The 26,897-nt window shown below is 47.2% G+C and carries 27 protein-coding genes; 4 read left to right on the top strand and 23 right to left on the bottom strand.

The window, feature by feature from the left end:
• Positions 1–3: 3 nt before the first annotated feature.
• The 9 genes from AC50YG_RS03575 to lacZ form a co-directional block, all read right to left on the bottom strand.
• Positions 4–1,056, bottom strand: coding sequence for an HD-GYP domain-containing protein (locus AC50YG_RS03575; protein ID WP_341277752.1), 1,053 nt, complete (start codon positions 1,054–1,056; stop codon positions 4–6).
• Between the two features lie 303 nt (positions 1,057–1,359).
• Positions 1,360–1,653, bottom strand: coding sequence for a DUF3817 domain-containing protein (locus AC50YG_RS03570; protein WP_341277753.1), 294 nt, complete (start codon positions 1,651–1,653; stop codon positions 1,360–1,362).
• A 96-nt stretch (positions 1,654–1,749) separates the two neighbouring features.
• A complete protein-coding gene (locus AC50YG_RS03565) occupies positions 1,750–2,427 on the bottom strand; it encodes a DUF4166 domain-containing protein (RefSeq protein WP_494824730.1) in 678 nt (225 codons plus the stop codon).
• A 22-nt stretch (positions 2,428–2,449) separates the two neighbouring features.
• Entirely contained in the window at positions 2,450–3,325 is an 876-nt protein-coding gene (locus AC50YG_RS03560; protein WP_494824729.1) for a DoxX-like family protein, read from the bottom strand.
• 46 nt (positions 3,326–3,371) lie between these two features.
• Complete coding sequence (locus tag AC50YG_RS03555; protein WP_494824728.1) at positions 3,372–3,824, bottom strand: thiol-disulfide oxidoreductase DCC family protein; 453 nt, start codon at positions 3,822–3,824, stop codon at positions 3,372–3,374.
• 123 nt (positions 3,825–3,947) lie between these two features.
• On the bottom strand, positions 3,948–4,592 hold the full coding sequence (locus AC50YG_RS03550; protein WP_494824727.1) for a response regulator: 645 nt from the start codon (positions 4,590–4,592) through the stop codon (positions 3,948–3,950).
• Positions 4,589–5,923 carry a sensor histidine kinase gene (locus AC50YG_RS03545; protein ID WP_473755830.1) on the bottom strand — a complete coding sequence of 445 codons (1,335 nt, stop codon included), beginning with the start codon at positions 5,921–5,923 and terminating at the stop codon, positions 4,589–4,591. The genes AC50YG_RS03550 and AC50YG_RS03545 overlap by 4 nt, the downstream gene beginning before the upstream one ends.
• A 70-nt stretch (positions 5,924–5,993) precedes the next feature.
• On the bottom strand, positions 5,994–7,202 hold the full coding sequence (locus AC50YG_RS03540) for an MFS transporter (RefSeq protein ID WP_494824725.1): 1,209 nt from the start codon (positions 7,200–7,202) through the stop codon (positions 5,994–5,996).
• A gap of 241 nt (positions 7,203–7,443) precedes the next feature.
• Entirely contained in the window at positions 7,444–10,572 is a 3,129-nt protein-coding gene (gene lacZ / locus AC50YG_RS03535; protein WP_494824723.1) for a beta-galactosidase, LacZ type, read from the bottom strand.
• Positions 10,573–10,710: 138 nt separating this feature from the next.
• On the opposite strand from lacZ, the gene AC50YG_RS03530 reads away from it, so the two are divergent.
• Together AC50YG_RS03530 and AC50YG_RS03525 are read left to right on the top strand one after the other, a co-directional pair.
• Complete coding sequence (locus AC50YG_RS03530; RefSeq protein ID WP_494824722.1) at positions 10,711–11,538, top strand: AraC family transcriptional regulator; 828 nt, start codon at positions 10,711–10,713, stop codon at positions 11,536–11,538.
• A gap of 32 nt (positions 11,539–11,570) precedes the next feature.
• Positions 11,571–11,990 (top strand): ribosomal maturation YjgA family protein, encoded by a 420-nt coding sequence (locus tag AC50YG_RS03525; RefSeq protein ID WP_494824720.1) that lies wholly within the window; start codon positions 11,571–11,573, stop codon positions 11,988–11,990.
• A gap of 113 nt (positions 11,991–12,103) precedes the next feature.
• Here AC50YG_RS03525 and AC50YG_RS03520 read toward each other — a convergent pair whose 3' ends face one another.
• A complete protein-coding gene (locus AC50YG_RS03520) occupies positions 12,104–12,736 on the bottom strand; it encodes an ATP-dependent DNA ligase (protein WP_494824718.1) in 633 nt (210 codons plus the stop codon).
• A gap of 206 nt (positions 12,737–12,942) precedes the next feature.
• Here AC50YG_RS03520 and AC50YG_RS03515 point away from each other — a divergent pair, with 206 nt between their 5' ends.
• Positions 12,943–13,149: an alpha/beta-type small acid-soluble spore protein gene (locus AC50YG_RS03515; RefSeq protein WP_473755838.1), complete on the top strand. Its 207-nt coding sequence runs from the start codon at positions 12,943–12,945 to the stop codon at positions 13,147–13,149.
• An 80-nt stretch (positions 13,150–13,229) separates the two neighbouring features.
• Here AC50YG_RS03515 and AC50YG_RS03510 read toward each other — a convergent pair whose 3' ends face one another.
• The 3 genes from AC50YG_RS03510 to AC50YG_RS03500 are packed head-to-tail and all read right to left on the bottom strand — an operon-like array spanning position 13,230 to position 16,067.
• Positions 13,230–14,186: a phosphotransferase family protein gene (locus tag AC50YG_RS03510; RefSeq protein WP_494824716.1), complete on the bottom strand. Its 957-nt coding sequence runs from the start codon at positions 14,184–14,186 to the stop codon at positions 13,230–13,232.
• Complete coding sequence (locus tag AC50YG_RS03505; protein WP_494825297.1) at positions 14,165–15,235, bottom strand: M42 family metallopeptidase; 1,071 nt, start codon at positions 15,233–15,235, stop codon at positions 14,165–14,167. Before AC50YG_RS03505 ends, AC50YG_RS03510 begins: the two co-directional genes overlap by 22 nt.
• A 49-nt stretch (positions 15,236–15,284) precedes the next feature.
• Positions 15,285–16,067, bottom strand: a complete 783-nt coding sequence (locus tag AC50YG_RS03500) for a PhzF family phenazine biosynthesis protein (RefSeq protein WP_494824714.1) — start codon at positions 16,065–16,067, stop codon at positions 15,285–15,287.
• A gap of 128 nt (positions 16,068–16,195) precedes the next feature.
• Here AC50YG_RS03500 and AC50YG_RS03495 point away from each other — a divergent pair, with 128 nt between their 5' ends.
• Positions 16,196–17,440 carry a chloride channel protein gene (locus AC50YG_RS03495; RefSeq protein ID WP_494824712.1) on the top strand — a complete coding sequence of 415 codons (1,245 nt, stop codon included), beginning with the start codon at positions 16,196–16,198 and terminating at the stop codon, positions 17,438–17,440.
• Between the two features lie 23 nt (positions 17,441–17,463).
• Here AC50YG_RS03495 and AC50YG_RS03490 read toward each other — a convergent pair whose 3' ends face one another.
• The 10 genes from AC50YG_RS03490 to AC50YG_RS03445 form a co-directional block, all read right to left on the bottom strand.
• Positions 17,464–17,814: a VOC family protein gene (locus tag AC50YG_RS03490; protein ID WP_494824711.1), complete on the bottom strand. Its 351-nt coding sequence runs from the start codon at positions 17,812–17,814 to the stop codon at positions 17,464–17,466.
• On the bottom strand, positions 17,815–18,303 hold the full coding sequence (locus tag AC50YG_RS03485) for an imm68 putative immunity domain-containing protein (RefSeq protein ID WP_494824709.1): 489 nt from the start codon (positions 18,301–18,303) through the stop codon (positions 17,815–17,817).
• Positions 18,304–18,347: 44 nt separating this feature from the next.
• Positions 18,348–19,271 (bottom strand): hypothetical protein, encoded by a 924-nt coding sequence (locus AC50YG_RS03480; protein WP_494824707.1) that lies wholly within the window; start codon positions 19,269–19,271, stop codon positions 18,348–18,350.
• Between the two features lie 82 nt (positions 19,272–19,353).
• Entirely contained in the window at positions 19,354–20,103 is a 750-nt protein-coding gene (locus AC50YG_RS03475) for an Imm51 family immunity protein (protein WP_494824705.1), read from the bottom strand.
• A gap of 36 nt (positions 20,104–20,139) precedes the next feature.
• The gene (locus AC50YG_RS03470; RefSeq protein ID WP_494824704.1) at positions 20,140–20,610 is read right to left on the bottom strand and encodes a hypothetical protein; all 471 of its coding nucleotides are present in this window, start codon (positions 20,608–20,610) and stop codon (positions 20,140–20,142) included.
• A gap of 234 nt (positions 20,611–20,844) precedes the next feature.
• Complete coding sequence (locus AC50YG_RS03465) at positions 20,845–21,330, bottom strand: hypothetical protein (RefSeq protein WP_494824702.1); 486 nt, start codon at positions 21,328–21,330, stop codon at positions 20,845–20,847.
• A 90-nt stretch (positions 21,331–21,420) separates the two neighbouring features.
• Positions 21,421–22,137, bottom strand: a complete 717-nt coding sequence (locus AC50YG_RS03460) for a DUF5713 family protein (RefSeq protein ID WP_494824701.1) — start codon at positions 22,135–22,137, stop codon at positions 21,421–21,423.
• A gap of 371 nt (positions 22,138–22,508) precedes the next feature.
• Positions 22,509–22,868 carry a hypothetical protein gene (locus AC50YG_RS03455; RefSeq protein ID WP_473755851.1) on the bottom strand — a complete coding sequence of 120 codons (360 nt, stop codon included), beginning with the start codon at positions 22,866–22,868 and terminating at the stop codon, positions 22,509–22,511.
• Between the two features lie 246 nt (positions 22,869–23,114).
• Positions 23,115–23,999 carry a radical SAM/SPASM domain-containing protein gene (locus AC50YG_RS03450; protein WP_473755852.1) on the bottom strand — a complete coding sequence of 295 codons (885 nt, stop codon included), beginning with the start codon at positions 23,997–23,999 and terminating at the stop codon, positions 23,115–23,117.
• Between the two features lie 91 nt (positions 24,000–24,090).
• The gene (locus AC50YG_RS03445) at positions 24,091–26,799 is read right to left on the bottom strand and encodes a WG repeat-containing protein (protein ID WP_494824697.1); all 2,709 of its coding nucleotides are present in this window, start codon (positions 26,797–26,799) and stop codon (positions 24,091–24,093) included.
• Positions 26,800–26,897 lie beyond the last annotated feature (98 nt).

The following is a 26,897-nucleotide window of genomic DNA, read 5'->3' as shown; positions in this document are numbered from 1 at the left end:
AAATCACTCATCCCAAACCAATCTGTCCATTATCATATGATCATCAAGCATTTGCAAAAATGCTTTTACAAGTCGCCCGTCAAACTGCTTCCCTCCGTTGATTTCCAGCTGCCTCCGAACCTCGAAGACAGGAAGGGAATGCCGGTATACTCTCGTAGAGGTCATAGCGTCGAAGGCGTCTGCCAGACTGACAATTCGCACGAGCAAAGGAATTTCATCCCCGCTGAGACCGTCCGGATAGCCACTGCCGTCAATACGCTCATGATGCCAGCGTACGACAGGCAATATTTTCTGAACATCAGGCAAATCCTTGAGCAGCTCGTATCCGATTGCAGGATGCTGTTTAATAACTGAAAATTCATCCTCCGTCAGTCGATCAGGCTTGAGCAGTATCGAGTCCGGTATGGCGATTTTTCCAATGTCATGCAGCAGTGCCGAGATTTTGAGCTGCTCCAGCTGCTCAGCATCTACCCCTACTTTGGCGCCCAGCAAAGAAGCGTAGAAGGCCACATTATAACAGTGATTAAGCGTAAAGCCATCCTTCATCCGCAAAGTGTTGACCAAATTCTCGTAGGATTGCTGCTTCAACACCTGCTTGCGAAAATATATTTTCTCGATTAACTGTTCCATTTGCATTGTAACCATCTGGCAGATATGAAGCTGCTCGTCTGTCAATTGGACCTCAGAACGGAAGCACAATAAAATCGCGCCATAGACAGAACGGTTTAGGTGAAAGGTATATAGCGATTGGAAAGTTGTCATGGACAGGAGTTTAATCGCAGGTTTGGCGCTGCTCATCTTTATACAGAGGCGCATGCCCGAGGACATGTCTGAAAATAAATCGGTGTCTATCGCCATTTGCTGCAGAAGCTTCAGATCCGTTTGATTGATTTTGAAAGAATATGGTATAAGCTCATTTCGCCCATTATCGTGCGGCAGCAACAAACAAATATGCTGGCAACCGATCAATGTCTCCAGGTATTGTCCTAACAACCCAATAGAATCCAAGATCGAATCAGAGTTAATCACACTTTTGAAAAATACTGAATTTTGCATTCATTTACCTCGGATTCTTATTCGTCATGTCTCAAATACTGGTTAAGTAAGTTTCCACACGATTTGGCGAAATCCTCTTATTTTGGATAAATTCCCAAAAAATACTTCTTGATTATTTGTGGGGAGCCGGATGAATCATAGAAATACCATAGCATATCTAGGTTTAATCGTACTAGTGCTTAAGACACCGTTTTTCAAAAAAATTTTACTGAAAGTCCACGCAACATAAGAAAAAGTCTGGCGCCCCAATTACGGGGCTCCAGACTGCCTAAACCATTGAGACATCTGTCACACATACGTCTGTTAACGCAGCTTGCGATCCAATAAAAATGGGCCAAAGGGTACAAAAGCAGCAAGGACTGCCAAAAAAGAATGAAAGAAGGATAATTGCTTGACGAAAAACGCGTTGGCTATGCCGATAAGATAGATAACAAACAGCCAGCCATGCAGCATCCCTGTAATCGCAACCGCCTCGTCAATGCCTGCGCCGTACTTTAGCGGCATGGCAATAAAGAGCAGCACTAAAAACGAAATCCCTTCCGTTATGCCGAACAGGCGCAGCCGGCCGATCGCTGTTTTCATTGTATGGGTTGACATCTGTGTTACCTCCTGGCGAAATGATCTTCAAACACCTCCTAATCATACCAGCATGGCGGGCGAAATACGCATTCATACTTTGAACAAGTTGTGAATCTACTCCCTGCGTTCCTCGCGCAAGGGCTTCGCATCAAGCGGAATCGGCTGCTTGCCGGTATCGATGAAATAAGCCTGGAAGGAGCCCGAATAGCGAAAAATCGTACCGAGCAGCGGATTGTTCACCTGAACCGAGATCCGGTATTTATCCAGCGTATCATCATACCATTCCGTCACATCGGCTTCGCCCGTCAGCAGTCTAGGAAAGCGGAATTGCAAGAAGCGCTCATAGAAGCGCTGCTGGCCAGAACGGATGCGAATGCCTCCACCCGGTACGGCAGAAATATCAAGGTCTACAGCCAGATGCTGCTTCGTCCCAAGGTAATCGACAATTTTTTCATGTTTTCGACTATAAATCATCGTAGCGTCGAATCTTCGTATTTTCTGCGGAAATTTGAAGGTTCTGATCCATGTTACCGTTTCCCGGCCGAATTGGTCTGCATAGGCATAATTCCCAATCGTAAACGGAATTTGGCTACCACCCTGCGGGAACATGATATGGCGCGAGCTGCCGATATAAAGCGGGATGGCAACCCGCTTGCTGTACCAAATTTCTTCCATGACGCCTTCTCCAATTGAAGCCATGCCATCCGTACTGCTGAAGCCAAACCGTTCTTGAATGCGCGGATGCAGCCTAGCAAAGTCTGCTCCTAACACCTGCTCATAAATGGAAGCCATCGTAACTGTCCCCTCTCTGTTATTAAGCTTTCACCTTAGGTTTACGTAAGCAGCGTGACGCATCAGGCAGTCCATTGCAGGTCCGCCATGCCGCAAAGCACAGGCCAATCATCGGGAGCGTTATCGTAGCCGGATTATAGGAAGCTTTCAGCAGCTCCGGGCTGTTTGCCAAAGCAATCGTTGGCAGCAGCAGAAGCATTGTCAGCTGCAAGCAATAAATCATTGAAAAACGATGTAACACAACCCAAATAATCGCCAGCGCCGCTTCACCGAGCCCGAGAAATACGAGAGCCTGCTCCTCCCAGCCTGAAAATAGCCCCGAGGCTTGCAGCTGCGCAAGCTCCCCCGTCTCCGGGTAGAGCAGCTTGGGCACGATGCCCTGATAAAGCCATAGTACAGCGAGCAGTGCCAGGCTTACATAATGAATAAGTGCGCGCTGAATCGTTGCCGCAGGCGGAATATGCTGCTCCAGCCATATTTTGAGCACATCAAAGCTCCATGCGGTTGCCCACCCGAATAGCGGGCGAAATAGAAGGCGATCGAAAGCTTTTCCGGCAGCGCCAAAGCGTGTTTTATAATCATAGCGGGTGAGAAAAATAACGTCCTCTCCGCGCTCGGTATACTGCCAGTAGCCTCTCCCCTTGCTGATCAGCGACAGCTTTTGCTCCGAGCTGAAGGAGAGGGTGGACAGGCGGGATTGCCTTTCTTCCTTTTCCAGCCATCCTGCACGAGTCGCCCCTGTGCCCGCTATTGCAAGTCCAAAACCGATGCGTGTTTGGTAATGAAACCTCTGAATTTCCTCTTCCGTGCGGCGGGGCAAATATTCAATGGCTGTAAAACGCATATCCCACTGTACATGCTTGCTTGGAATTTGTGTGTAATTCCAGAGCGTATCCAAATCCGTACGGATCGTTGTTTCGACATAAATCGACCTATCTCTCCGCTTATTTGATATAGGAAGCCGCCTCCTCTCTTTCTTCTATTAAAAGGATTTTCTGATTAGCGTTTGGAAGCAAGCAATGCTCCACCTGTCCAAACCAGCCATAACGCTTAACGGCAATCCAATCGTAAACAACGTTTCTCAGTAAAGCAGGAACAACCCTTAGAACATAGAATAGTGGCCAAAGCCCCTTTAATTGCCGCAGGACGCGCAGTGCTGCTTCCGATTTTGTGTAGCAGCGGCCATCCTCGATCATAATAAAGGTGTCCAAGTCGCCCGAAGGCAGCAAATAAGCTTCCAGCACATATTGCCCTGCAGGCGATTGCAGGGCAGCAAAGCGAAAGTAGACCGCCTGATCACGCGCAATAACGAATTGCGAGATTTTACTGCACAGCTGGCATTGTCCATCAACGAGCAGCAGCGCTCGTCCCGGTCGTTTTTTTCTAGGTGCCTGCATGATGCCCCTCCGTTCTTTCCTTCATTGTAGTAGGAAAAGCAGCGTTTGATCAGTGCTAACTTTTGTAGCGGGCATACGAAAAAGGGTACTACAAATTGTAGTACCCTCCCCTTGCTTATATGGTTATTCTTTATTTTCCTCCATACCAACGGTCAGCCCTTTGCGCCGCACCTTCTCCACCGCTTCCTTGCGGCTGCGGACGCCAAGCTTCTTGAGCAGTTTGTTCACTTGATTTTTCAGCGTGCTCTCCGCCTTATACAGCTTCTGCTCGATTTGCGTCTGCGTGTAGCCCTGTTCAATCAGCTCGAATACTTCCCGTTCTGCGGTGGTTAAATCCTTTAGCTGTTCCTCGCGCTTTAACCTGGCAAATTCCTTAAGCAGCGCTTCCATCGGTGCAGGATGATGATAAGCACTGCGGATCGCTTCCGGCAGCTGGCGAAAGTTGGTCTTTTCAATATAGTTGATCGCTCCTGCCGTGAACGCCTGGGTCATGATGTCCTCTTCGCTCATGGAGGTCAGCATAATGATTTTCGCGGAATGAATGCGATGCATCTCGACCGCCGTATAAATGCCGTTCTGCTGGTGATCAGCGAGCTGAATGTCGAGAAGTGCGACATCAAACGACAAGGTTCGAGCGAGACTCAACGCTTCCTCCGCAGTTGATGCCGCCCCCACGACGAACAAATCTGCTTCTTTATTTAAAAATAACGTCATCGCCTTCACCCAATCGGGATCATCCTCTACGAGCAGCACCCGAATATGGCTCATCCCATTCCCTCCTTGATTTCCATCACTTTGCGGGCAGGAACATGCAGCAGCACTTCTGTCCCTTCATTAATAACGCTGGAAAGCTCGATCGTCCAGCCGCTCTGATGTACGACATTATACACATAAGCGAGTCCCAGTCCAAAGTTGCGGCTGCGATTTTTCGTACTATAAAAAGGCTCCAGCGCTTGCTTCAGCTGCTCCTCAGTCATCCCTTTGCCTGTGTCGCTCACAAGGAGACGAACCGCTTTTTTGTGCCAGCTCAGCGTCACCTTTACTTCTCCAGCTGTTCCTTCTGGAATTGCTTCAATCGCATTTTGCACTAGATTATTCAATGCTTCCAGCAAATGAAGCGGATCACCCAGCACGGTCGGCCTGCATAACGAATGCAGCTTGAGCTGAATCGGCCTGCCTTCAAGCGGCTGCTGCTGCAAACAGCGCTCCACCAGCTCATCCAAACGGACTGGCTGCTCGCGAAGCACAATGCTTCTGGTTTGGCTGTGGATGCTCGTTACCATCGCAAGCATATGGCTGGAAGCCGTTTCAATGATTCGCAGCTGCTCCGCTGCCTCAGGCGACCCGGCAGACAGCTCGCTTTTTAAATTTTCCGTACTGATCGCAATTTTTCCAATTTCGTTCTTAATCGTATGATTAAGTATCGTCGTCCCGGAGCTGACCGCCTTGCGAGTGCTTTCCCATTGATCACGCTCGAAACGTAGCTTGACACCGAGCACGCCATAAGCAAATGTGCACAATACGGCTACCGTAAGCGAATAAAAGATGAAGAGCGAAATATAACGGAAATAATCGAAGGCAGGCGAAATGACATTCGCTACATTGATAAGGATAAGCACGGCCAGCAGTGTCGGTACCATAATAAGGGCAATTATAAAACGATTTCGCTTCCGGCGGCTATTTTCCTCACTCCATAGCGAGACCAGTAGCAAATAGCAGGAGGCTAAATAATAAGGAGCTGTCCAGGCTAGCAGTATCGGGTAATCCAGCTCCAGCCTCGGCGCAATCGGCGTTATGGACAGCATACCGACTACCGGAAGCAGCAGCAGCCCTTTAAGCAGCAGGCGCACCCTTGCATTTGCCACTTTATCGGAATAAACGATGCTGAACACCAGCACGCCATAAGGTGTAAACGTGTGATTCATCAATTGAACGAGATGAGCTAATACATTCATTTCTCCTGCGGCCAGTGTATCAGCCAGCCCGCCTATAGACGCAAATCCAAGAAAGAAAGCGGCCCAGCGATTCGATTCGCTACGCGGATTTGTCAGCAGCAGCAGCGAAGCAGCGGCAAGCAGCGCTGCAAAATAATAAAGCATATGGTATCCTTCCCCAAAAAAGCGTGTGATCGCTTTATTTTACCATAATTCAGCGATTCAAGATGTATTTTCACACCTGCGGCGATGCTTTAGCGCTGCTTGCCCTTGCCCCGCTCCCGAGTTTAACAGTAAACACCGCAATGGCGAATATGACTGCGCTTAAGCTGAAAACAATGGGCAGCGTCCATGCAGCCATTAATACGCCTGATAGCGACATTCCAACGACCATCATGCCAGTAAACATGGGCGTAATCGTTCCTCCGACCCTACCGATGAAGGCAGCATCGGTGTTTTGAAGAATAATAGTGTTAATGCCCACCTGAATAAGCGGAACACAGAAGCCGCCTAGCATGATCAGCGCAAAAGTTAGCGGGATGCTCTCCGACCAGCCGGTGCCCAGCGTAGCCAGTGCATTTGCCGACAAGCCGAATAGGAGCAGCCTGCGCGGACTTGCCTTTTTTCCGATTGACATAACCACCCCACCGCCAACTAGCATAGCTGCCCCGCTAACCACTAATAAATACTGTAAAAACGACTTATCCTGTCCTAAATTATCAATGGCAATAAACAAAGATAGCGGCTGGGTAAGCCCAGAAGCGAGGCCAATTGCCGCGAACGTAATACCCAAGGAACGCAGCGCATGCTGGCCCCAAACATAATGAAGTCCCGCCGTAAGCTCCCGTCTGAAGCTTGCTGCCTGCCGTGTGCGCTCTGGCTCCGCATCTCGCGGCAGCAGCATCAATATAGCTGCTGATCCGCAAAATAGTATAGCTGCAGCAACAATCGCCACCTCGATGCCATAATGCTGATACACAAATGTCCCGAGCAGCGGCCCAATGACCATAAAGACAGCCATAACTGTCTGATACATCCCCATCATGGCTTGCAATTGATCCTCTGGCACATGCTGCTTGAACAGCTTCATGCCAGAGGGCTGGGAAAACTGCGAAAGCACGGCCGAAACCAGCGTCGTCAGCAGCAGTCCTTTCCATGAGCCGCTAAACAATGCGACCCATACGCCAAGGACGGAAAAAGCGGACAAGAAATCACAGCTTATCATCGTCCGTTTAGGCTTCCAGCGGTCAGCAAACGTGCCGCCAATGATGGCAAATACAAAAATCGGCGCAAACTCTGCCACTGAAATAAGCGATACTGCTGAGGGATCATTGTTCGTGACCTCCGTCACATACAGCAAGATCGCAAAGTTCCTAATCCAAATACCCAATTGGAGCAAAATTCTGGACAGGATGATCGTACGAAAAAAACGATTACTAAACATTCTTGCAACTCCCCTAGTTTTTTTATTAGACAAAATCAAAATACGTTTGCCTATTATTTAGACATAATATTATTTTGTTTAGTTTTAGTCAACACTTTTGTTATACCTGGTTAACCTCTTTGCTTCAAATATGCCCGCTAAATGCAAAAAAACTGCCGCTGCGACCTGATCGGTCATAGCGGCAGTTTGCCGTATCGTAGCTATAGGTTTAACATAAAGCAATCCTAGCGTTAGTCCTTAATTATTGTCCGCGCAGCGAGACGCGGAAACGATAGTCGCGATTCGCTGGAAGCGTATATTCCGGATGAACCCGCGCTCCCCAGCTGTCGTCTCCGCCAACGCCCATTTGACGATAATTGACGCGAACGACTGTTTTATCGCTCACAGGCAGTTTATAAGGATGATCATGCCCTTCCAGCTCATCAGCTGTATAAGGCAGCACATTTAATTCGAAGCGCGGCTCGCCCTGAAGCGAAATGCCGCTTCCGTTTGCATCGGTTACTGCTGCGAAGCGCACTTCGGTTTTGTTGCCGCATTCCTGCGGACGAATGTAAGGCATAAGCTGATCCTTCACCTTGCCGCCGAAACGTCCAAGACGCGCACTTGTTTGACGGTCCCAATATGATTCATGTGGGCCATTGCCATACCAAGCGATAGAATCAAACGTTTCATTCATTGTGAAAAGCAGGCCGATTTCTGGTATTTCCGGCAAGCCTTCACCAGGCTGCAGCAGCAGCTCAGCTTCAATCAGCCCATCACCGTAAATCGTATAAGCTAGCTCGCAGCGTGTCTCAGCAGCAGCGCTTAAGCGGTATTGCGATTTTACTCTCACGCGATCTCCAAGCGCTTCCCAGCTGAAGCGGATCAATTGGCGCTCCTTTGAGGCAGCCTGCCAAGGCGCACAGCGCTCGACATGTCCATTTCCGCGGTCATTATCCGTGAATGCACGCCAGAAATTCGGGACAATCGGCGAAGAGAGCAGCTCAGAACCGCCAATTTGGTAGGACTCCAGCTCGCCGCTCGCCTGATTGAAGCGAATGTCAAAGCCTTCTCCCGTTAGCACAAGGGCTCCATTAGATACAGCTTCAACCGCTATTGCACCATACTGCGGCGATGCAATCTCTACAGCAACAGGCGAGACAGGCAGTGCAGGCGCGATAAATTGACCGAAGGCCACCTCATGTCCTTGCTCCGCCCATGACGTAGCTTCCTTAAGCACAGCTCTTACCGTAAGCGTAATTTCTTCATTCAGACCTGCTTCTGTCGGCATTTGGAACGGAATGGCCAGCTCGGCAGAGGCGCCCGCTGCGATGTCTACGGTCAGCACGCCTTTTTGCATAATAATGCCGTTGCTGTTCAGCTTCCAGTGCAGCTCGTACGCATCCAGCGATACGAACAGATTTTTATTGTCGACGCGCACCGTTCCAGCTTCCCAGTTCGGGCTATGAATTTTGATGTTTTGGTAGCAGGCCTTCACTTCATGCAGCTTAGGGGATACGGTCCGATCAGCAAAAATCAAACCATTGCCGCAGAAGTTGCCATCGTTCGGGCTATCGCCATAATCGCCGCCATAGGCCATGTACGTAATGCCATCCGGTGTTTGCGTGCGAATAGCCTGATCGATCCAATCCCAGATGAAAGCGCCTTGAAGGATCGGATATTTGTCAAACAGCTCCCAGTATTTATGCAAGCCGCCGCAGGAATTGCCCATTGCATGGCTGTATTCGCAAATAATAAACGGCTTTTGCGGATTATTTTTGGCATAGGCTTCTACGCCTGCTGGACTTGTGTACATATGGCTCTCAATATCCGAAGCCGCTTCGCTTTCGCGACAATGGAAAACTCCCTCGTAATGCACAATGCGGGACGGATCCGTCTTACGGAAATAATCGGCCATTTTCAGGAAATTATCCCCGCCAAACGATTCATTGCCAAGCGACCAAATAACGATCGATGGATGATTTTTATCACGTTCGAGCATGGAGCGGCTGCGGTCGAGCACATTTGCCGTCCATTCTGGGAAGTTGCCAGGCACGGCGTCTCCGACCTCTTTTTGCCCATATGTCCATGAGCCATGCGTTTCGAGATTGACTTCGTCAATAACATAAAGTCCATATTCATCGCACAGATCATACCATAGCGGATGGTTCGGATAATGCGAAGTACGTACAGCGTTGACATTATGCGATTTCATCAGTTTAATATCGGTCACCATATCCTCGTAGCTGAGCGCACGCCCGGTGTCGCAGGAAAACTCATGGCGATTGACGCCTTTGAAAAGAATGCGCTGACCGTTGATCTGCATCAAGCCGTCTTTAATTTCAAACGTGCGGAAACCGACTTTGCAGCTAACGGCTTCTGTCAGCTTGCCCTCTGCATCTTTAAGCGACAGCACAAGCGTATATAAATGCGGCTCCTCAGCGCTCCATTTGAGCGGCTGTGCAAGCTTTGTATTCAATGTTAAGGATGCAACCGTTTCGCCCTTCTCCTGACGAATCGCTTCTCCACTCAGCGGCTGCTGCCAAACCGGCTCGCCGGAGGCATCATACAGCATCGCTTCTACAGCCGTTTGCTGCTCGGACGCTTCCTCCTCGAAACGAATCTTCACCTCTACCGTCAGCTCGCCATCTTCATAATTCGCATCCAGCGCCGCCTTAGCGAAGAAGTCATAAATATGGACCTGAGGCGCCGTATACAAGTACACCTCACGGAAAATACCGCTCATCCGCCAAAAGTCTTGATCCTCCAGCCAGCTTGCGTCGCACCAACGGTATACTTCTACCGCCAGCTTGTTTTCACCCTCCTGCAAATAAGGCGTCAAATCAAAATCCGCCGGCGTAAATGTATCCTCGCTATAGCCTACAAGATCACCGTTTACCCAAACGTAGAAGGCAGACTCCACACCTTGGAAGCTGATAAACACAGGCTGTCCATCCCATCCCTCAGGAACGGTAAAGGTTGTCGCATAGGAACCGACCGGATTATATTTAACAGGCGCGAATGGCGGCTTAATATCCTCCTTGCCCACCCATGGGTAAGTCACATTCGTATATTGCGGGTAATCATACCCCTGAAGCTGCCAGTGGCTAGGCACTGGAATCGAAGCCCAACTGCTGCAGTCATAATCCAATTTATAAAAATCAGCGATGCGTGCTTCCGCATTTTCCGCAAAGGAAAACTTCCAATCCCCATTGAGCGAAACATAACGCTCGGAGCCTGTACGCTCGCCTTGAAGTGCTTCCTGGGTGCTTGTATAGGAAATACGGGTTGCATGTGCATCCAACCGATTAAGCTCAAAAATAGTAGGGTTGTTATTCCACTCGGGATATCCGTTAGCTGGAGCCTGATACGTAAATTTTCTCTTCGACAATGAAGGCACCTCTTTCAACTCAGAATAAGATTAGTTATAATATTCACATTATAAGAGCTAGAAAAGTAAAGATCATTAAACTATTTTCGTATTTTACTTAAAGATTTGAACATTAGCAACTAAGAGGGGCTGCTTCCCATGAATGAAATTATTTATACGACGCTGACGACGACGGATTATCAGCTACCTGTCTATGTAACCGGTGTGGGACATTGGGACCATCAGGAGGGTATTCGTCGCCCGGAAGGCTTTCCCGACTACCAGTGGACGCAGGTTGTCTCGGGCGAAGGCGAGCTTATTATCGAGCAGGAACGTTTTCTGGTGAAGCAGGGCGATGGTTTCCTCCTCCCTCCCAGACTAACCCATAGCTACCATGCGGTCAAAGAGCCTTGGGAAGCTTATTGGTTTACGTATGATGGGCCACTCGCCGAATCGCTAAACCAGCTGGCAGGCTTGACTCGCCCGGGCATCTATACGATTAACGACTCGCGCCCTGTCTTAGAGATGATGAGCGATATGCTCCGCCTTATGCGAGAGAAGCAGCCGGGCCTTGGCATGCTCGGCTCTAAACAAATTTATAGCGTGCTGCTTGGATTGCGTCAGCAGCTGGCCGAAGGCAGTCTGGCCACGCAGCAAATGAATGAGCGGCTTCATCCTGTGCTGCGCTATATCGAGTCGAATCTGCATCGTCCGATAACATTGCCCGAGCTGGCGGAGCTGCTGCATGTCACGCCGCAGCATCTATGCCTGCTTTTCAAAAAAACGTTTAAGCTGCGCCCCATGGAATATGTCAATAAAGAGCGGATTAATAAAGGCAAGGAGCTGCTCATCCGCGGCGGCGGCATGAAGCTGTATGAAATCGCCCGCCAGGTCGGCTTTGAAAATCCGACGTATTTTAATACATTGTTCAAAGCTTATGTAGGCTGTACACCTGGAGAGTTTAAGCAGATGCATGGATTCAAATAAAGTTACAGGAAGAAATGGAGCACAAACAACCGATGCTTAAAAAAATAGCTTATTATGCCGCAGCCGTCCTCATTACGATGGCGCTTGGTTATAGCTCGCGGCATTTTTCCGGCCAGCTGCCGTCATTCGTTGTCACTCATTTTGGCGATATATTATGGGCAAGCATGGTTTACTTCGGCTTTCGCATGCTGCAGGTTAAACGTCCCCTGCTCCTTTCACTCGCTTGCAGCGCGGCCTTCAGCTTCGGCATTGAATTCAGCCAGCTGTATCAGGCAGACTGGATTAGAAATCTTCGGCATACGACGCTCGGTGGTCTTGTGCTAGGACAAGGCTTCAGCGGTATTGATTTAGTCAGATACAGCATCGGCCTCCTGTTTTCCTATTCTCTGGACCGCTTGCTAGGCAAATGGAACAAATCCAGACATAAACGCAGCACTGCTTCACAAGTATAAACGGCTGTCGCCACCCTCTCGCGGCAAAGCTGCCGTTTCACGGTGAAATATAGGCTGATTATGAGGGTGAAACTTAAAAATTCTTATATTAAAAAAAACGGCATTGCCCCTAATCAGAGCAATGCAGCCGTATCCGAGTCCATATGTATGCGGGAATACGCCGCATTCGTCATTTTCAGCCAATGTGCGCTGCGCCCGGCGAGGTATTGGCTCTCGCTTCTTTTTCCAGCCATGCCCTCCAGCTCATAAGCGGCAATTCGTCTCCACAGCTGTGTGCCGTTTCCAGCTACAAATGGAAGCTTCATAAAAAATCCATTATCTTCAAGCAGCGCTTGCAGCAGCCTCTTCCGCTCAAGCAGCGGCTTGCTGCGCAAATCCACTCCGTTATAATAAAGCAAATCAAACACATAATAACGAACAGGCCATTTTAGCGCGCCTTCGCGAATACGCGTTTCCTTCGTCATTTTGTAGCGGTCAAGGAGCGGAGCAAATTCAAGCCGTCCTGTGTCCGGGTTCATATAGGAAAGCTCTCCATCCAGCACGACGTCCACAGGCCGGGTCAACGGCAGCTTGAGAAGTTCCGGATACTGGCGAGTGACCTCATAACCATGCTTCGTGAACAATCGCGCCTTCCTATTCATAAAAGAAAGCAGCAAGCGCTGCCCATCAATGAGCGGCTCAAATAGAAATTGCTCGTTATCAAAAGGCTGATCACATGCCGTCATCAGCATTGGTCGCTTAAACATGCCGTTTCCCCCTTGCTGTTCTATCATTTTAGCATGGAAAGGTCCAGCTGATCGGCGGTAAATTCAGGAGAAATTAGTGAATAATCGGATACATTCCTCCACATAATAGCAATAAGCCAGCGCTTGGAAGCCATTTTTCTTTAAAATTTAGGAAAGCTTGGTTTCTTAAAAAATGCTGCCGCTCATTACTTGAGGAGGTCACCCTTATGGCTAGAGGTTCGAATCAGCTGGTTGTACCGCAGGCGCGTGCAGCGCTTGAGCAAATGAAGTTTGAGGTTGCACAGGAGCTTGGCATTCAATTGCCACAGGATGGTTATTATGGACACATGACCACGCGTGACATGGGCTCCATCGGAGGCTACATTACGCGCCGTCTTATTCAAATTGCGGAGCAGCAGCTCTCTGGACGCTGATTGCACAAAAGAGCCGGGCCAAGCAAGCGATAAGCAAGCTTTTTACAAGCTTCCGTGCCCTTGCCCGGCTTTTCTTATTCTTATTTCAGCTTCAAAAACCTCTCCCAGCCTTCAGCAGCATTGCTGCTTGCCCACTCCACATGCGTTTGGTCGCTATACTTTCGGAAAGCGCATTCAATTAAAAAAATCAAATCCAAATATAAATCATATAGCCCACGTCGTATTTGCTCCTCAGCCGTCAGTCCTTCACGACCGTAACCCCGCAAAAACGTATCCGACAAGTTAAAATGGCTAAAATAATGCTCCATCAACGGATCGCCCCACATCGCCCGTTCAAAGTCGATAATGCCGCAAATTTGCTTATCCTTAATAAAAATATTGCCATCCCACAAATCCCAGTGCAGCAGCTTTGGTTTAGTCACCGCATTCAGATAAGGCAATCTCTCCTTTACCTCCTGTTCAATGACTGAGCGCTCTGCTGGAAGCGCAGCACCCGCATCCATTGCGTCATCAAGCACGCCTTGCAGCATCGCCCAAAATGCATCCGTCCAGCTTGCAAACGCCTCATGAAGCGGATAATAGCCAAACTTTTCCCCGCTGAATTCGTTAATATAGGCATTATATTCGCCCAACTGATGCTCAATTTGCTCGCGCTCTTCTTGGGTAAAGCTTTCCTTTACTTTGTTATAGGGCTCTCCTTCCAGCCACTGCATAATAAAATAATCAGTCGGTACCAGCGACCGCGATTGGTCAAAAGCGTACACTTCCGGAACTGGCATGCGGCGATCCTGAGACACAAGCCTCATAACCTCCACCTCGGTTTTCATCATATCCTGCTCATAGCGCATCAGCGCCCCGACCGCCGTAGGCGCTACTTTCAGAACCGACTGGAAGCCGTCCGCCAGTGTTAGCTGATACGCCGTATTAGCCCAGCCATCGGTGAGCTCGCGCGAATGCGCAAGCTCCTTGCCGAAATGATGCCGGGCAATCTGTCCCAACTGCTGCGAGTCCAGCTTTAGCTTGATTTCGTTGTCCATGAATATCCCTCGCTTATGTAGGATAATAACAAGACTGCCGTGTTAATTATCGCATCTGCATGCGTCCGTTCCATTGCATGCGAAGCATGCACTCCGGGTCCAATCAGCGCCGCCCGAATATTGCTGCCTCCTCGCAGTGCAGCTGATGCGTCCGAGCCATATTGCGGATAAATATCGACTGCATAGGAAATGCCTGAAGCCTTAGCCAGCTCAATGAGCTTCGATGTCATCACATAATCATAAGGACCCGAGGAATCTTTGGCACATATCGATACATCCCGCTCGCTTGCGGATAAATCATCGCCTAAAGCGCCCATATCAATCGCAATCAGCTCCGTCACATCCGGCGGCATATAGGCATTGCCATGTCCTACCTCTTCATAGGTGGAAAAAATCAGCTTAAGCGTGCGCTCTGGACGCTTCCCTTCGCGTCCGAACCACTCCAGCAGTCCGAATAAGGCAGCGACACTCGCTTTATCGTCCAAATGCCGCGATTTTACCCAGCCATTGTCCATGATTTTTGTACGCGGGTCCCATGAAATGATATCGCCGACCTCGATACCAAGCTGCTTTGTCTCTTCTTTGGACGCTGTATCCGCATCCAGACGAATTTCCATATTTTCCTCGCTGCGCTTCCAGTCCCTCGCCTCCGGATACACATGGACGGATGTTTTCGTCGACAGCACGGTTCCTTCATATTGGCGGCCATCACGTGTATGGACGATGCAATATTCGCCTTCCACTGTATGCATCGCGTAACCGCCAATAGGTGTAAAACGCAGCATGCCGCTCGGCTTAATCGCCCGCACCATTGCGCCCAGCGTATCCACATGAGCGGTTAAAGCAAGCGTGCCTGCTGTGGAATCTCCTGTTCCCGGAATCGTAATGATTCCGTTGCCTTTCGGCGTCAGCTCCAGCTCAAAGCCATGCTTGCGAGCTTCCTCCTCCAGCAGCTTCATAATTGCCATGCAGTAGCCGCTAGGGCTTGGCGTTTGCAGCAAGCGATTTAAAAATTCGAGTATGTATTCCCGATTCAGTTGAATTTGCAATGGGTTAGTCAATGACAATCTCCTCTTTCTATCCATTTCTATTTATAACTTACTCGACAAAGAGGTCAGCGATGGAATACAATACAGCCCGGCCGCTTATCTTCACACGATCACCAGCAAGCTTGCAGTACAAGGTGCCTCCTCTTTTGGAAACCTGTCTTGCCGTCATTTCCTGCTTGTTTAAACGCTCTGCCCAATAAGGGATAAAATTGCAGTGGGCAGAACCGCATACGGGATCTTCTTCTACCTTTAGTTTTGGGAAAAAGCAGCGGGATACAAAATCATACTGCTCACTTTTAGCAGTAACCAGTACACCTAGTCCATCTGATAGCGCTGCAAGCTTGGTGAAATCCGGGTTCAGGCTTCTAACATCAGACTCCGATTCCAGTACAAACATTAAATCGCGATCAAGATAAGTTTCTACAGGCACAATTCCCAGCGCTTCAACCATCTGCTGTGTTAGCTTATGGGGCTTGGGCAATTTGTTCGGGAAATCCATTTCGTAAAGCTCTCCGTCCCTTACTACGATTAAGTCGCCACTCAGTGTCGTGAAACGAATGCGCATTAGTGCTGTATCGTAATAATTCGTAATCACATACGCTGTTGCCAGCGTTGCATGACCGCAAAGGTCAATTTCACCGCCTGGTGTGAACCATCTTATATGGTAGCAAGCCTCTGTTACCTTAACCGCAAAAGCTGTCTCAGATAAATTGTTCTCGATAGCAATCTTCTGCATCAGCTCATCCGGCAGCCATGCAGCCATAATACAAACACCAGCTGGATTTCCTTCAAAAAGGTTATCAGCAAACGCATCAATGACATAATATTTCATAATCATCTACCTTCCTAAGTTTATGCTCCTAATACGAGCATTGTAACAAGAACTATAGTATGACGCACAATTATCTATGTTATTATACACTTAACTATCACCATATCAGGTCAGGGGATTTACAATTAATGAAGAAGCGAATACGGATTTTCCTTATATGGCTTGGCATTGCTATCTCCACTGGGGTGCTCACGGGAGCTGCTTCTGCGCTGCTGCTGGCGCTTTTGAATGAAGCAACGAATCAGCGTCTGGCACATCCTTGGCTGCTCTGGCTGCTTCCACTAGGCGGGGCATTGGTCAGCTATTTATATATGAAGTATGGCAGAAATACAGGCAAAGGGAACAATCTTGTGCTAGAGCAACTGCATGAGGAAGATGGCGGAGTGCCGCTGCGTATGGCGCCGCTTGTCCTATTCGGTACGATGATCACCCATTTATTCGGCGGTTCGGCTGGACGTGAAGGGACAGCGGTGCAAATGGGCGGCAGCATGACGAGCTATGTCGGACGCCTATGTCGACTTGGTGGATTAGAGCGAAAAATGCTGCTCATCTGCGGCATTAGCGGCGGGTTCGGCTCTGTCTTCGGTACCCCGCTTGCTGGAGCCCTATTCAGCCTAGAGCTGCTCGCAATAGGTCTCGTACCCTACTGGCTGCTGCTGCCCGCTTTGGCAGCAGGCTTTACTGGACATGCCGTCGCCCAGGGACTAGGTACGCATCATAGTCATTATGCGATCAGCAGCCTGCCAGGCTTCAATATGCAGCTGCTGCTCGCGATTTTACTAGCTTCGGTTTTGTTCGGCCTGACAGCGCGGCTGTTTGCCGTGCTTACCCATAAGCTCAAAGCAATATTCAGCCATTATATATCGAATCCGGCTATCAAAAGCTTCGTCGGCGGTCTGCTCATCATATTGCTCGTCTACGTTTTGGGTACTCGTGATTATGTCGGCTTGGGACTGCCACTTATGGAAGAGGCTTTTCACGAGTCACTATCGCCTTTCGCTTTTTTACTAAAAATCCTGTTCACCGCCGTTACGCTTGGCGCCGGATTTCAAGGGGGCGAAGTCACGCCGCTGTTCGTCATCGGTTCCGCGCTCGGCAGCGCCCTTGGCGGCCTGCTGTCTGTATCCGTGCCGCTGCTTGCAGGCATCGGCTTCGTTGCTGTATTCGGCAGTGCCGCCAATACCCCGCTCGCCGCTGCGATAATGGGCATGGAACTTTTTGGCATCGAAGCCTTTCCTTATTTGCTGCTGGGCTGCATCATCAGCTATTTGTTCTCGGGGCATACGGGCATATACTGGTCTCGTCGTACGCACAAGCTTAAGCTTCGTTTCAAACGCCAAAAGCAGGAGAAGACGCTCCAAGAAACAAAGTGAGGTCAGCCCATTTTTTTCAATACTCAATTGAACGTTTCAGCAATTTCATGCACGTTACCAAACGGATCAACGAAAGCAGCATATTTCCCTTGAGTAGGTTTGTCATGCAAAAATGGAATACCCTTTTCCTTCATTTCCTTATAAGTTTGCTCAACAGATACGACCTCAAATACTAAAACGGTTCTAGCTTCGTTTGAATAATCTCCAATTTCTTTGGTCTTTTCACACTTAAAAGCTATAAGCTGACAGCCATCAAGGGCAAATACAAGCTTATTTTCTTGCTCTAACAGTGTTTGCAAACCTAGCAATTCAGAATAAAACCATTTCGCCTTTGTCATGTCATTGATGAAAATCATTATATGTCCTAGTTTCATTTATAACAGCTCATCAGCGATCATTTTCGCCTTTTCCGCAAGCTCCCTCATATCATCGGCCGGAACAAGCTCGGCTAAATCGTAGGACAGCGGATTACCGGAAAACTTGTTCAATTCATCCCTAATCAGGTTTATTTCTTCTTCGGAGGCATCAATAGAAAGTTTGCACGGCTGCCTAGCCTCATCCAAATCATGCAAATCGACATAGCCTGATTTAAGACTCTCCAGCACAATGGCTGAAAGATCGATTAGAGCGCCGCAGGCAATATCAAGTTCTACCCGAAACATGCCGCTAGCACTTCTCCTATCAAATCCAAGATTTCCGCCGTTTTTCAAGTCTCCCTCAGAAAGCAGTATATCGAAACCCAAGTCCTTTAAAATCTGATTGAGCGACACTTCCGTTAAGTCCAATTGTTCCAAATAGTCTATTAATGCCAGCGAATCATCGGATCCACCAATTAAATCTCCCCACCATTTGCTTATGTACATGTTCATCTCCACTTTCTTTTAGGCATGCTAATTTTCCAAATAAGCTACTTGTTGAGGACTAATAAGTTATTTAATTTAGTAATCGTTTCCTTAGAAACTTTTTTACTGTATAGGTCTTCATTTTGCTTCCAATGTAGTAATATCTTTTTCATAGAGATGACGAACTCAGGATAAGCAAGATTGTAATGAACTCCAATGCCAACTGTAGCTAGTAGGCATTGGGTGTATTTAGGGAGCTCGCCCACAATTGTAAAGAACATATCGTTATACTCAAAATAAGAAGCACGCTCTTTAGCATGATCATAGCTCAAAGGATAGGTAGAAATTCGGGCAGTCTTACCTTTAAAGGCAGCATACTTGTTTGCCTCTCCCCATACTCCCTCCCAGCTGAAGTTGGTCAGGCGAGAGGCTAGAAAATCGTTATAATCGGGTTCAGCGTGCTGCTCAATATCGGTGAATGCTATGCGCATTGAACCTCGGTTACGATAAAAGGCGCAATCGATAATGATAATGCCGCCGTATAAGCCACTGGGATATTGAAAAGTAAGGCAGCTGCCATTGTGATAAGCACTTTCAAATTGCATAGGTGGCTTGACCCTCTTTTTTGCTATACTTTTGGGCACGCTAATTTTGGCGATAAATTTTTGTAAATACTTTTTTCGCTGGTTAATAAATTGCACATTTGCTCCAAGCTGTTCACAGACAGTTAAGTCACTCCCACTCTCAATGATCTGAGCCACTTGCTCAAACAGCGAATCCTCTAAACATTTCGTTTCCCAAAGGCAATAGGACAACGCAAATAATACATTGTTTCTATCATCTGTATTATTTAAGCTATCAGTAAATTTATCTTGTAACTCGCTGACAATCTGAGTAACTTCAGAACCCCGATTGTACTGCTCATAGAAATATTCCTTGATCTCACACGAGGTGTCATTACCAAAAACCTCAGCACTCCATGTTCCCATACGGTCATCACCTCTAGAAAGTTAGATCGACTAATGTCATTTCAATGCAACAAAGGATACTGTTGTACCTTGATATTTCCAATTAATCTAGTTCAGCTCGTGAAAATAGGTCTTTAATTAATGAGTCATCTTCACATGCTTCCTTAAAGGCGATGGCAAAGCTAAGTATTGCATCTCTATTGTCTGTATAAGCAGCGAACATATCGGCTTCAGGGTCAAATCGTACGATGTCAACTAAATGAGGCATTTTTTCTTCAAGAAACACGGCTGCTAATGAACCCCAATCATAGCCATTACCCTCAAATCCTTCTTCGGCTCGTGTTTGAAAAATTTCATTCTTATATTGGCCAACGCTTAAAATCATGGATATGCTTCCATTGTTATGCGCAACTAGTCCAAATGGGTTAATTTTTTCATTAACTTCTAACAAAGCCTCATCGAGTTCAACTTTAACTATTGGGATGGTTTCACTTCCTGCTCTACTAGCGGCGTTTCGGCTCATTTCTAAAAACCTCCTGCCATGTGCATCTTCAGGGTCTAGCGCTACAGCTTGTTCAAAAGCAAATATCGCTTCCTTATATTGTTTAAGGTAATAATAAGCATAGCCTAATCGGTAATGCCAAAGAGGGTCGTGCTCGCCTTGCTTTTGCACTGATAAAAAATATTTAATCGCTTCCTTATAATTATCTTGATTATTCAATGCTCTTGCCAAATGGCAAACTAAGTCATAGTCTCTGTCTACTTCGGGTATTTCCATAATTTTGTTAATGATTTTCTCATACTGGTCCTCGTTATGCCAAAGAGTAAGCTGTTTCAATAGGTCCTTATCCATCTTTGTATTCTCTCCTCTAATTTTAATGTAAGCTTACTAGGATTTTAAGCAAATCATTTTAATTTGGGTAAGGTTTTCTAAGTTGATTTCAATTTGTAATTCGGAATGCTCATTAATAGCGATTAGGATGTTATCTTTTATTTCTAAGCTTTTTATAGGGTTTGTATTCTCAAAAAACATTCCCCACACTAAGCGGTCTTCAGCATCCGTACAAGCAATAAATCCTTCATTGCCCATTTGACCATCACCGCCATAGATTTTCCCGCCCTGATAATCCATACTGACCCATTCATCAACGATCGTCCAATAATCATCATTATACTTTGCTATGCTTTCAATGGTTGTGTCACATAAGGGAGAGCAAAAAAATTTACTTTCTTTTGAACTGGGGTTATATGTACTGTAGCAATTTAAAATGGTAACCGTGCCATTTGGAAAGACGATGCAATTCATGCCGGGCAGTTCATGCTTTTCAAGATTCCAATGTTCCTGAGCAAAAGTATTCATAATAAATCCCCATTTATATACTATTTTGATAGTACATCATTCTATACTTCGCATTACAAGCTCTGAGTCGCTGAAAGTGACGTTCAACTTTTAATTCCACAGGAATGACCGTGACTTTGTTTCAGGTTTAATTGCTCATCTCGTGTGCTCACGACCTGAGACCATCACCGTTTTCCCGCTGTCACTCCGGCTTATAGAACGTGCCCCGCTCAAGACGCGGATTAATCCTCAGCGTTATTCAATACTCCCAATTTTTGAAAGATAATAGTCTTCCCAATTATCTCTTGTGTTCTGTGATTGAGGATTAGCAGGAATTATAATTTTTTCCGTTGGCAAGTAAAAATAGTTCTTTTGGGTATGCTTTTGCAATCCTGAAATTTTCTTTAAGTCCCTTTGAAATGCTCGATAAAAAGATTGTATCTGTTTGTTAGGATTCTTTGATATCATACGCATTTGTATAAGTTCTCGACTTTTATAGCATTCTCTGCCGCCTCTAACTTCAATAGAATAGGAGCTTGGTGTGTCGTAAAAGTATCCGAATTCTTTGATTTGTGTTATATCTTGAATGGGATGGCAGGAAAAGAAAAAAGAGTTATATGCAGTATCATTAAAATAACTGGAAAACAAATCGATTTTTTCCCTTTCAAAAGATGAATATTGACGTTCACCCTGGGCGTTAACAAATATTTCGGCATATAGTTTAACTCCATGACTCAGCATGGCACTGTGGCTCTCAGTAAGAAAATCCATAACAGGCATTGAAATGTTAAAATAGCTAGCTATACCATTTTCCTCCTTCTCCTCAACAGACTACCAATCACGTTCACGAATGGCTTCTTCTGTATCTATTTCGATACCAAAAAAGGCTAAAATATCTTCAACAGTTTGTGCAATTGATTCTCTCGCAACGGTTTCAATTTCGCTGTCATTTTCGTCAAATTCTTCTGCAAGATCATTGATTGCATGGATGGCGATATCAAGCTGTGATTGAATTTCTTCGATATCTTGATTTCCTTGTTCCAAAAATTCAACAACTTTAATTAGTTCAGCTTTGACTTTATCCACAAGAAAATCAGGGTAATATCCATCAATATACATATCTTTTAAATATTCAAATGGCGCACTACTATTATCTTGCACTTCTAGCACCGATGGTTTAATTTTGTCTGACTTTCGGTCGACTTTACTACGGCTCCAATCTAATAATGTCAAAGTAGAGCTATCTCCTGGATCTAGCTTATCTGTCATTTCAAATTCTCTTAATGCTTCCTCATATCTCTCAAGATAATAGTAGGAGTAGCCCACGCGAAAATGCCAAAGAGGGTCATCCTCACCTTGTTTTGCAATAGTCAAAAGCTGTTGAAGTGCTTCATCGTAACGTTCCAGATTATTCATAGCTCTTGCCAATAAACTGACCGTATTATAATCTCTATCTGATTGGGGAATTTCCATAATGCTACCTACTATTTTTTCATGTTCATCTTCTTGATGCCAAATATTAAGTTGTGCGAACGGGTCTTTTTCCATCATTCTGCCTCTTTTCGTTATCAAACTGATAAGATAAATCAAACTCTTTTTGAACTTTCTCCTGATCCCCCTATCAAGTAAAGCCAGAGTCCTATTCTTCCAATTATAACCTATGACAATCGCAGGTGATAGGTTCACTATTGAATTAATCTGCCCTTCGTATGGAGTGTTCACAAGTATGTATGCAAGCCACTTAACCAATCTGTGGGGCCATATTACCCTCATTCTTCAGTACCAAGAGCAGCTTGCTGAATGGGAACACAACATAGATGCTCTGGCTGAAGAAACTGAAGAGTATACCTGAATTCAGTCGATTTCTGGTATTAATCATCCTAAAAAGCTAGTCGCCTTAACTCAACAGCCAATGAACATTATGGCTTTAGCTTCGCAATAACAACGTAATAAGCAGATCTGGCTGTGTTCGATGGATTCCATGCAGTGAAGAACCATGTGCTTTCTCCCGAGGAATAGTTATTGAGCAAATAACCTTGCTGTGTGCCAGTTAAAAACCAAGAACCACTAATAATGTTGTAGCTGTTGCCATTTACCGTATAGTTTCTAGAGCTAAATGCAGGAATTGTCACTGGTGCAAAGGTAAACCGCGCAAAACCATCGCCAAGTTGTGTAACTCGAACGGCTTTTTTAATGCTTACAACGATACTTTTACGGCTTATGATCTTCTTCCCCGACTGTACGACTATCTTTTTGTTTTTCAAAGGTACTCTTCTCATAATCTATCATCTCCTTATTCAACATATGTTAGATTATGAGATTCGAGATGATATGGAGTGGACGAAAGCATGATGTCAACTTGCTGAATTTTCAATTGACCAAAGAAGAAAGCCTTCATACCGGGACGCCATGATGCCTGAACGTCGAAAAAACCGAAATCCTTCATTCAAGGATTCCGGCTTTTCGTTAGACACTTATCACGCTCACGTTCGCAGGCGCCGTGTCGAGTTGCATCGGGCCCATGCTTACGCCCCTGCTCCAAAGCGCTTGCGATAGCCGCATTTCCGGCATAGCTCCTCGACCGCTTCCCTGCGGGAGAAACCCTCGACCAGCTTAATCGCCCGATCATCCTCAATAATGTCCGAGAACGATTTATCATTAATGTTGCCAAGATCAATGACGCCTTCGCCGTCGAGGCAGCATGGAACGACCGTTCCATCGACCAAAATACCTGCCTGATTGCGCAGTCCGTAGCAGAAGCCTTTGCCGTCATCCTCTTCCGCCTTCAAATCTGGCCATTCAAACTCATGATCCTGATTCAAGTAAATGCGATCAGCAATTTTCAGCCCTTTACCGGGAGCAACCCGCTCCTCAATGAAGTAATCCAGTCCAAATTGCTGTTCAATAATCGACAAAACGTCACGATTGCGCTGGCGCTCCGCATTCGTCGCATTATCGGTATGCAAATTCCAAAGGCGCAGCGAAATGATCATATTTGTCCGCTCAACCGCCTCACGTGCAAAATCCAATACGCTTCGAATATAACCTTCTTTATTTGTGGAGCCAACGTGTCCGTCAAAGCTATGCAAGGAAAAATTCATTTGGCGCAGCGCCGGCTTTGTCAAGATTTTCTCTTTCACTTTATGAAGCAGCGTCCCATTTGACGTCAAATTGACTTTAAAGCCGTGCTTTTGGCTGAGATCCAGCAGCTCGTCAATTTTCGGATGCAGCAGCGGCTCGCCTTTTAGATGAAAATAAATATAGTCCGTAAACGGTTTAATCTGCTCCAGCCGCTTTTCGAAGTCCTCGACCTGGATAAAGCCTTTTGCCCGCTGTGTCTGGGGACAGAAGGTGCACGCCAAATTGCAGATGCTCGTAATCTCCATATAAAATTTCTTAAACCTCTTCATTACTCGTTGCTCCATTCTGCTCGGTAGTCCTTCCTGCTATTATAGCATGCTCCCCGCTTGCGCGACCATTATGCTATAAAAGCCTCTAGTTTCAATGAAAGGACCGCCAGAAAGCGCCTTCTGTCGCAATAATGGAGCGTATTTGGGCATAAGGAATGCGGAACGTCGGGAACCCGGCCGCAAACGGCGCAATATCATACGGGTTAAAATATAAATGCAGCGCATCCTCCGTCACATAAAAAGGCTGATCCGCTTTTATTCCCGTATAGGTATCTGGAAATACGTAGCTATACTGAGGATCCGTCTTAATTTGCTCGCCAACGATATCACTAAGCACCTTTACATAATTGCTGCCCGGCCGGAACAGATCCCTCAGCTCGTACATCGACCCGTCGATGACATTGATGTGGCTGTAAATCATCGTCGGCATGCCATGTGCAGCCCCGAACGGGAAATTGTAGCCATTTAACTGAAGGACTAGAAGGTTTTTGTGGAACCAGGTAACGTCAAAATCGCCGTCATACGAGTACTCCAGCTGCACATTCGCTGGGACCCTCTTGACCTGCGACAGCTCCTCCAGCTTACGGTTCACCTGCTGCTGTGCCGCCTGGTTCACCATGCCTTCAACGCTTGGATAATATACCAAATAATCAACGTTCGGCTTATATTTATGCTCCTTGACACGCAGCGGAACCCGAAGCGGAATGACCGTATTGCTTTGCCAAATGAGGCGCCCGCTGCGCGTATAATAGGACTCCCGGTTATCAACAATTGCCTGTACAACGCCGTCCATAATCGTTAATACGCCTCTGCCAGACAGCCGCGGATACCCCTCGGCGGGCTGTCCCTTCGTATTTATAAAGTAGGTCTGTTTCCCATCGGTAACGGAAGCCAGCCCATACTTATAATCCGCCACATCCGTGAAAAAATAGTCCGTCAGCAGTTTGCCGTCATGATCTGCAATTGCATAAAGTGAGCCCAGATACGGCTGATCTGCGTTTCTCGCCTTGCCCAGCGCCAGCCGCTGCTCGCCCAGCTGGCGAATATCATTATAGGCCGGCTGCACGACATAGCCGCCCCGCTTCTCAATAACGCCATACAACGCGCCAAAATCCTCCGCTGTATTTACAATTGCCCGGCCATCCTGAAACGGCATGGCCGACGTAAACGCCGGATAAATGACCGATTGGCCGCGCTCATTGATGTACCCGTATTTGCCATTTTGCTCCGGCTGATAGGAAAGCAGTCCCTCTCCGAGCTGGCCTACATCATAAAACGGGTATTCGGCAAGCTTGCGTCCGTTTCGATCAATTAGCGCAAAGGCCTGCTCATGCAGCTTCACGACGGCTTTTCCTTTCGCAAAATCACCGGCGCTTTCGAACTGTGCCGGTATAACCTCCGCCCCTTTACGATCCAAATACCCATATTTGGAGCTGCTGTCTGCTTCATTCATGACATAGAACATCGCCCGTTCATCTGCAAACGCAGAAATGTATGAATAAGCCTTGGGGGTAAGTACATTCCCTCGCTCATCGATGATTTTAAAGCCTGCGCTATCTATGATGACCGCCCGGCCTTCCGAGAACGGGCCGATAAAATCATAAATCGGCTGAATCCGGTAAGCGCCTGACCTTTCAATTAGGCCGCTATTGTTGCCTGACTGCACGACAGCGAGCCCATTTGGCTGAAAAGCATCAGCACTGCTGTATTGCGGCGCAATGACGAAGCTGCCTTTTGCGTCGATGTAACCCCATTTTGTGCCGCTCGTCGTCTTTACTGCTGCCGGAAGCAGTACTGCTCGGCGAGCATGATCCATTTCCCCTGTTTCAAATGCAGCTTCTACATATTGCGTTCCATCAAGAGCCCAATCCGTGTCATTACCGGCCCAATCCCTCCCTTGCTGCAAGGCTTGCGGATAGTCGAGCCCCACTGGCGAAGTTGTTTCCATCATATTAGCTGCAGTTCCAGCGTGATCAAAACCGTCCATATCGGCCGTCATTCCTGTTGCTGGCCGCGCTGCCTCTGTATCAGCGTCCCTTCTACTGCTAGCCAATATGGCATGCTTTAATTGCTTCAGCACCTCAAGCGATGGGTAAGGCTCAGGGAAGCTAAGCGCCTTGTGGACAGAGGCAAGCGCCGCCTGCAGCTGGCACGCTTTAAACTGCGCATCTGCAACATGAAACCAATAGAAGCCATAATCCGGATGCTCGGCTACCATACGTTCGTAATAATGGACGACTTTGCAGAAGTAATAAGGATACACATCTGGCGCCGGAACAAGCATTCCTTTCGACCAGCGCATGACGTGGACATCATACGCTTCCCCCGTGTCATGTGCCCATAATGCCAGCTCGGCCTGCCCATCCCTTCCAGTTGGTCCCGGCATATCCTCCACATCCACATAGCTGAAATTGATGCCATCCGGCAGCACAGGGCAAAGCTTGAAATTGCTGTAGGCATACACCGACAGCGTGGACCAAATGGCTCCAACCTGCCAGCCAATGATTAAATTACAGCATAGACAGCTGGTTACAGGAGCGGCAGTCATCACCGTTACGCCGTACCCATTTCCTTTCACACAAGCGCCTATCACCCAGCCAAGCTGACAATGCTGCAAAATCATTACAAAATATTCGTTATTCAAACGATACACCGCTGCTACCTCGGGGCAACCGTCCCCATTAAAATCCGCCACTACAACTGCATAATGTGGAGACGGGCACGAAATTTCAGCCAGCTCCGCTCCAACTGGCAAATGAGCGGCAGCCAATCGCACCCACTGCATGTCATCCGCGTTCATTTCATCACACCCCACCCGTATACGACTGGAATTTATCCTTAACAAACTAAACATATGCGAAAAAATAGGGAATATGATCGGGGGTTTAACAATCTCAG

It is taken from the genome of Paenibacillus sp. J31R34 (assembly GCF_059383715.1).
This window is presented reverse-complemented; position numbering and strand designations above follow the sequence as displayed.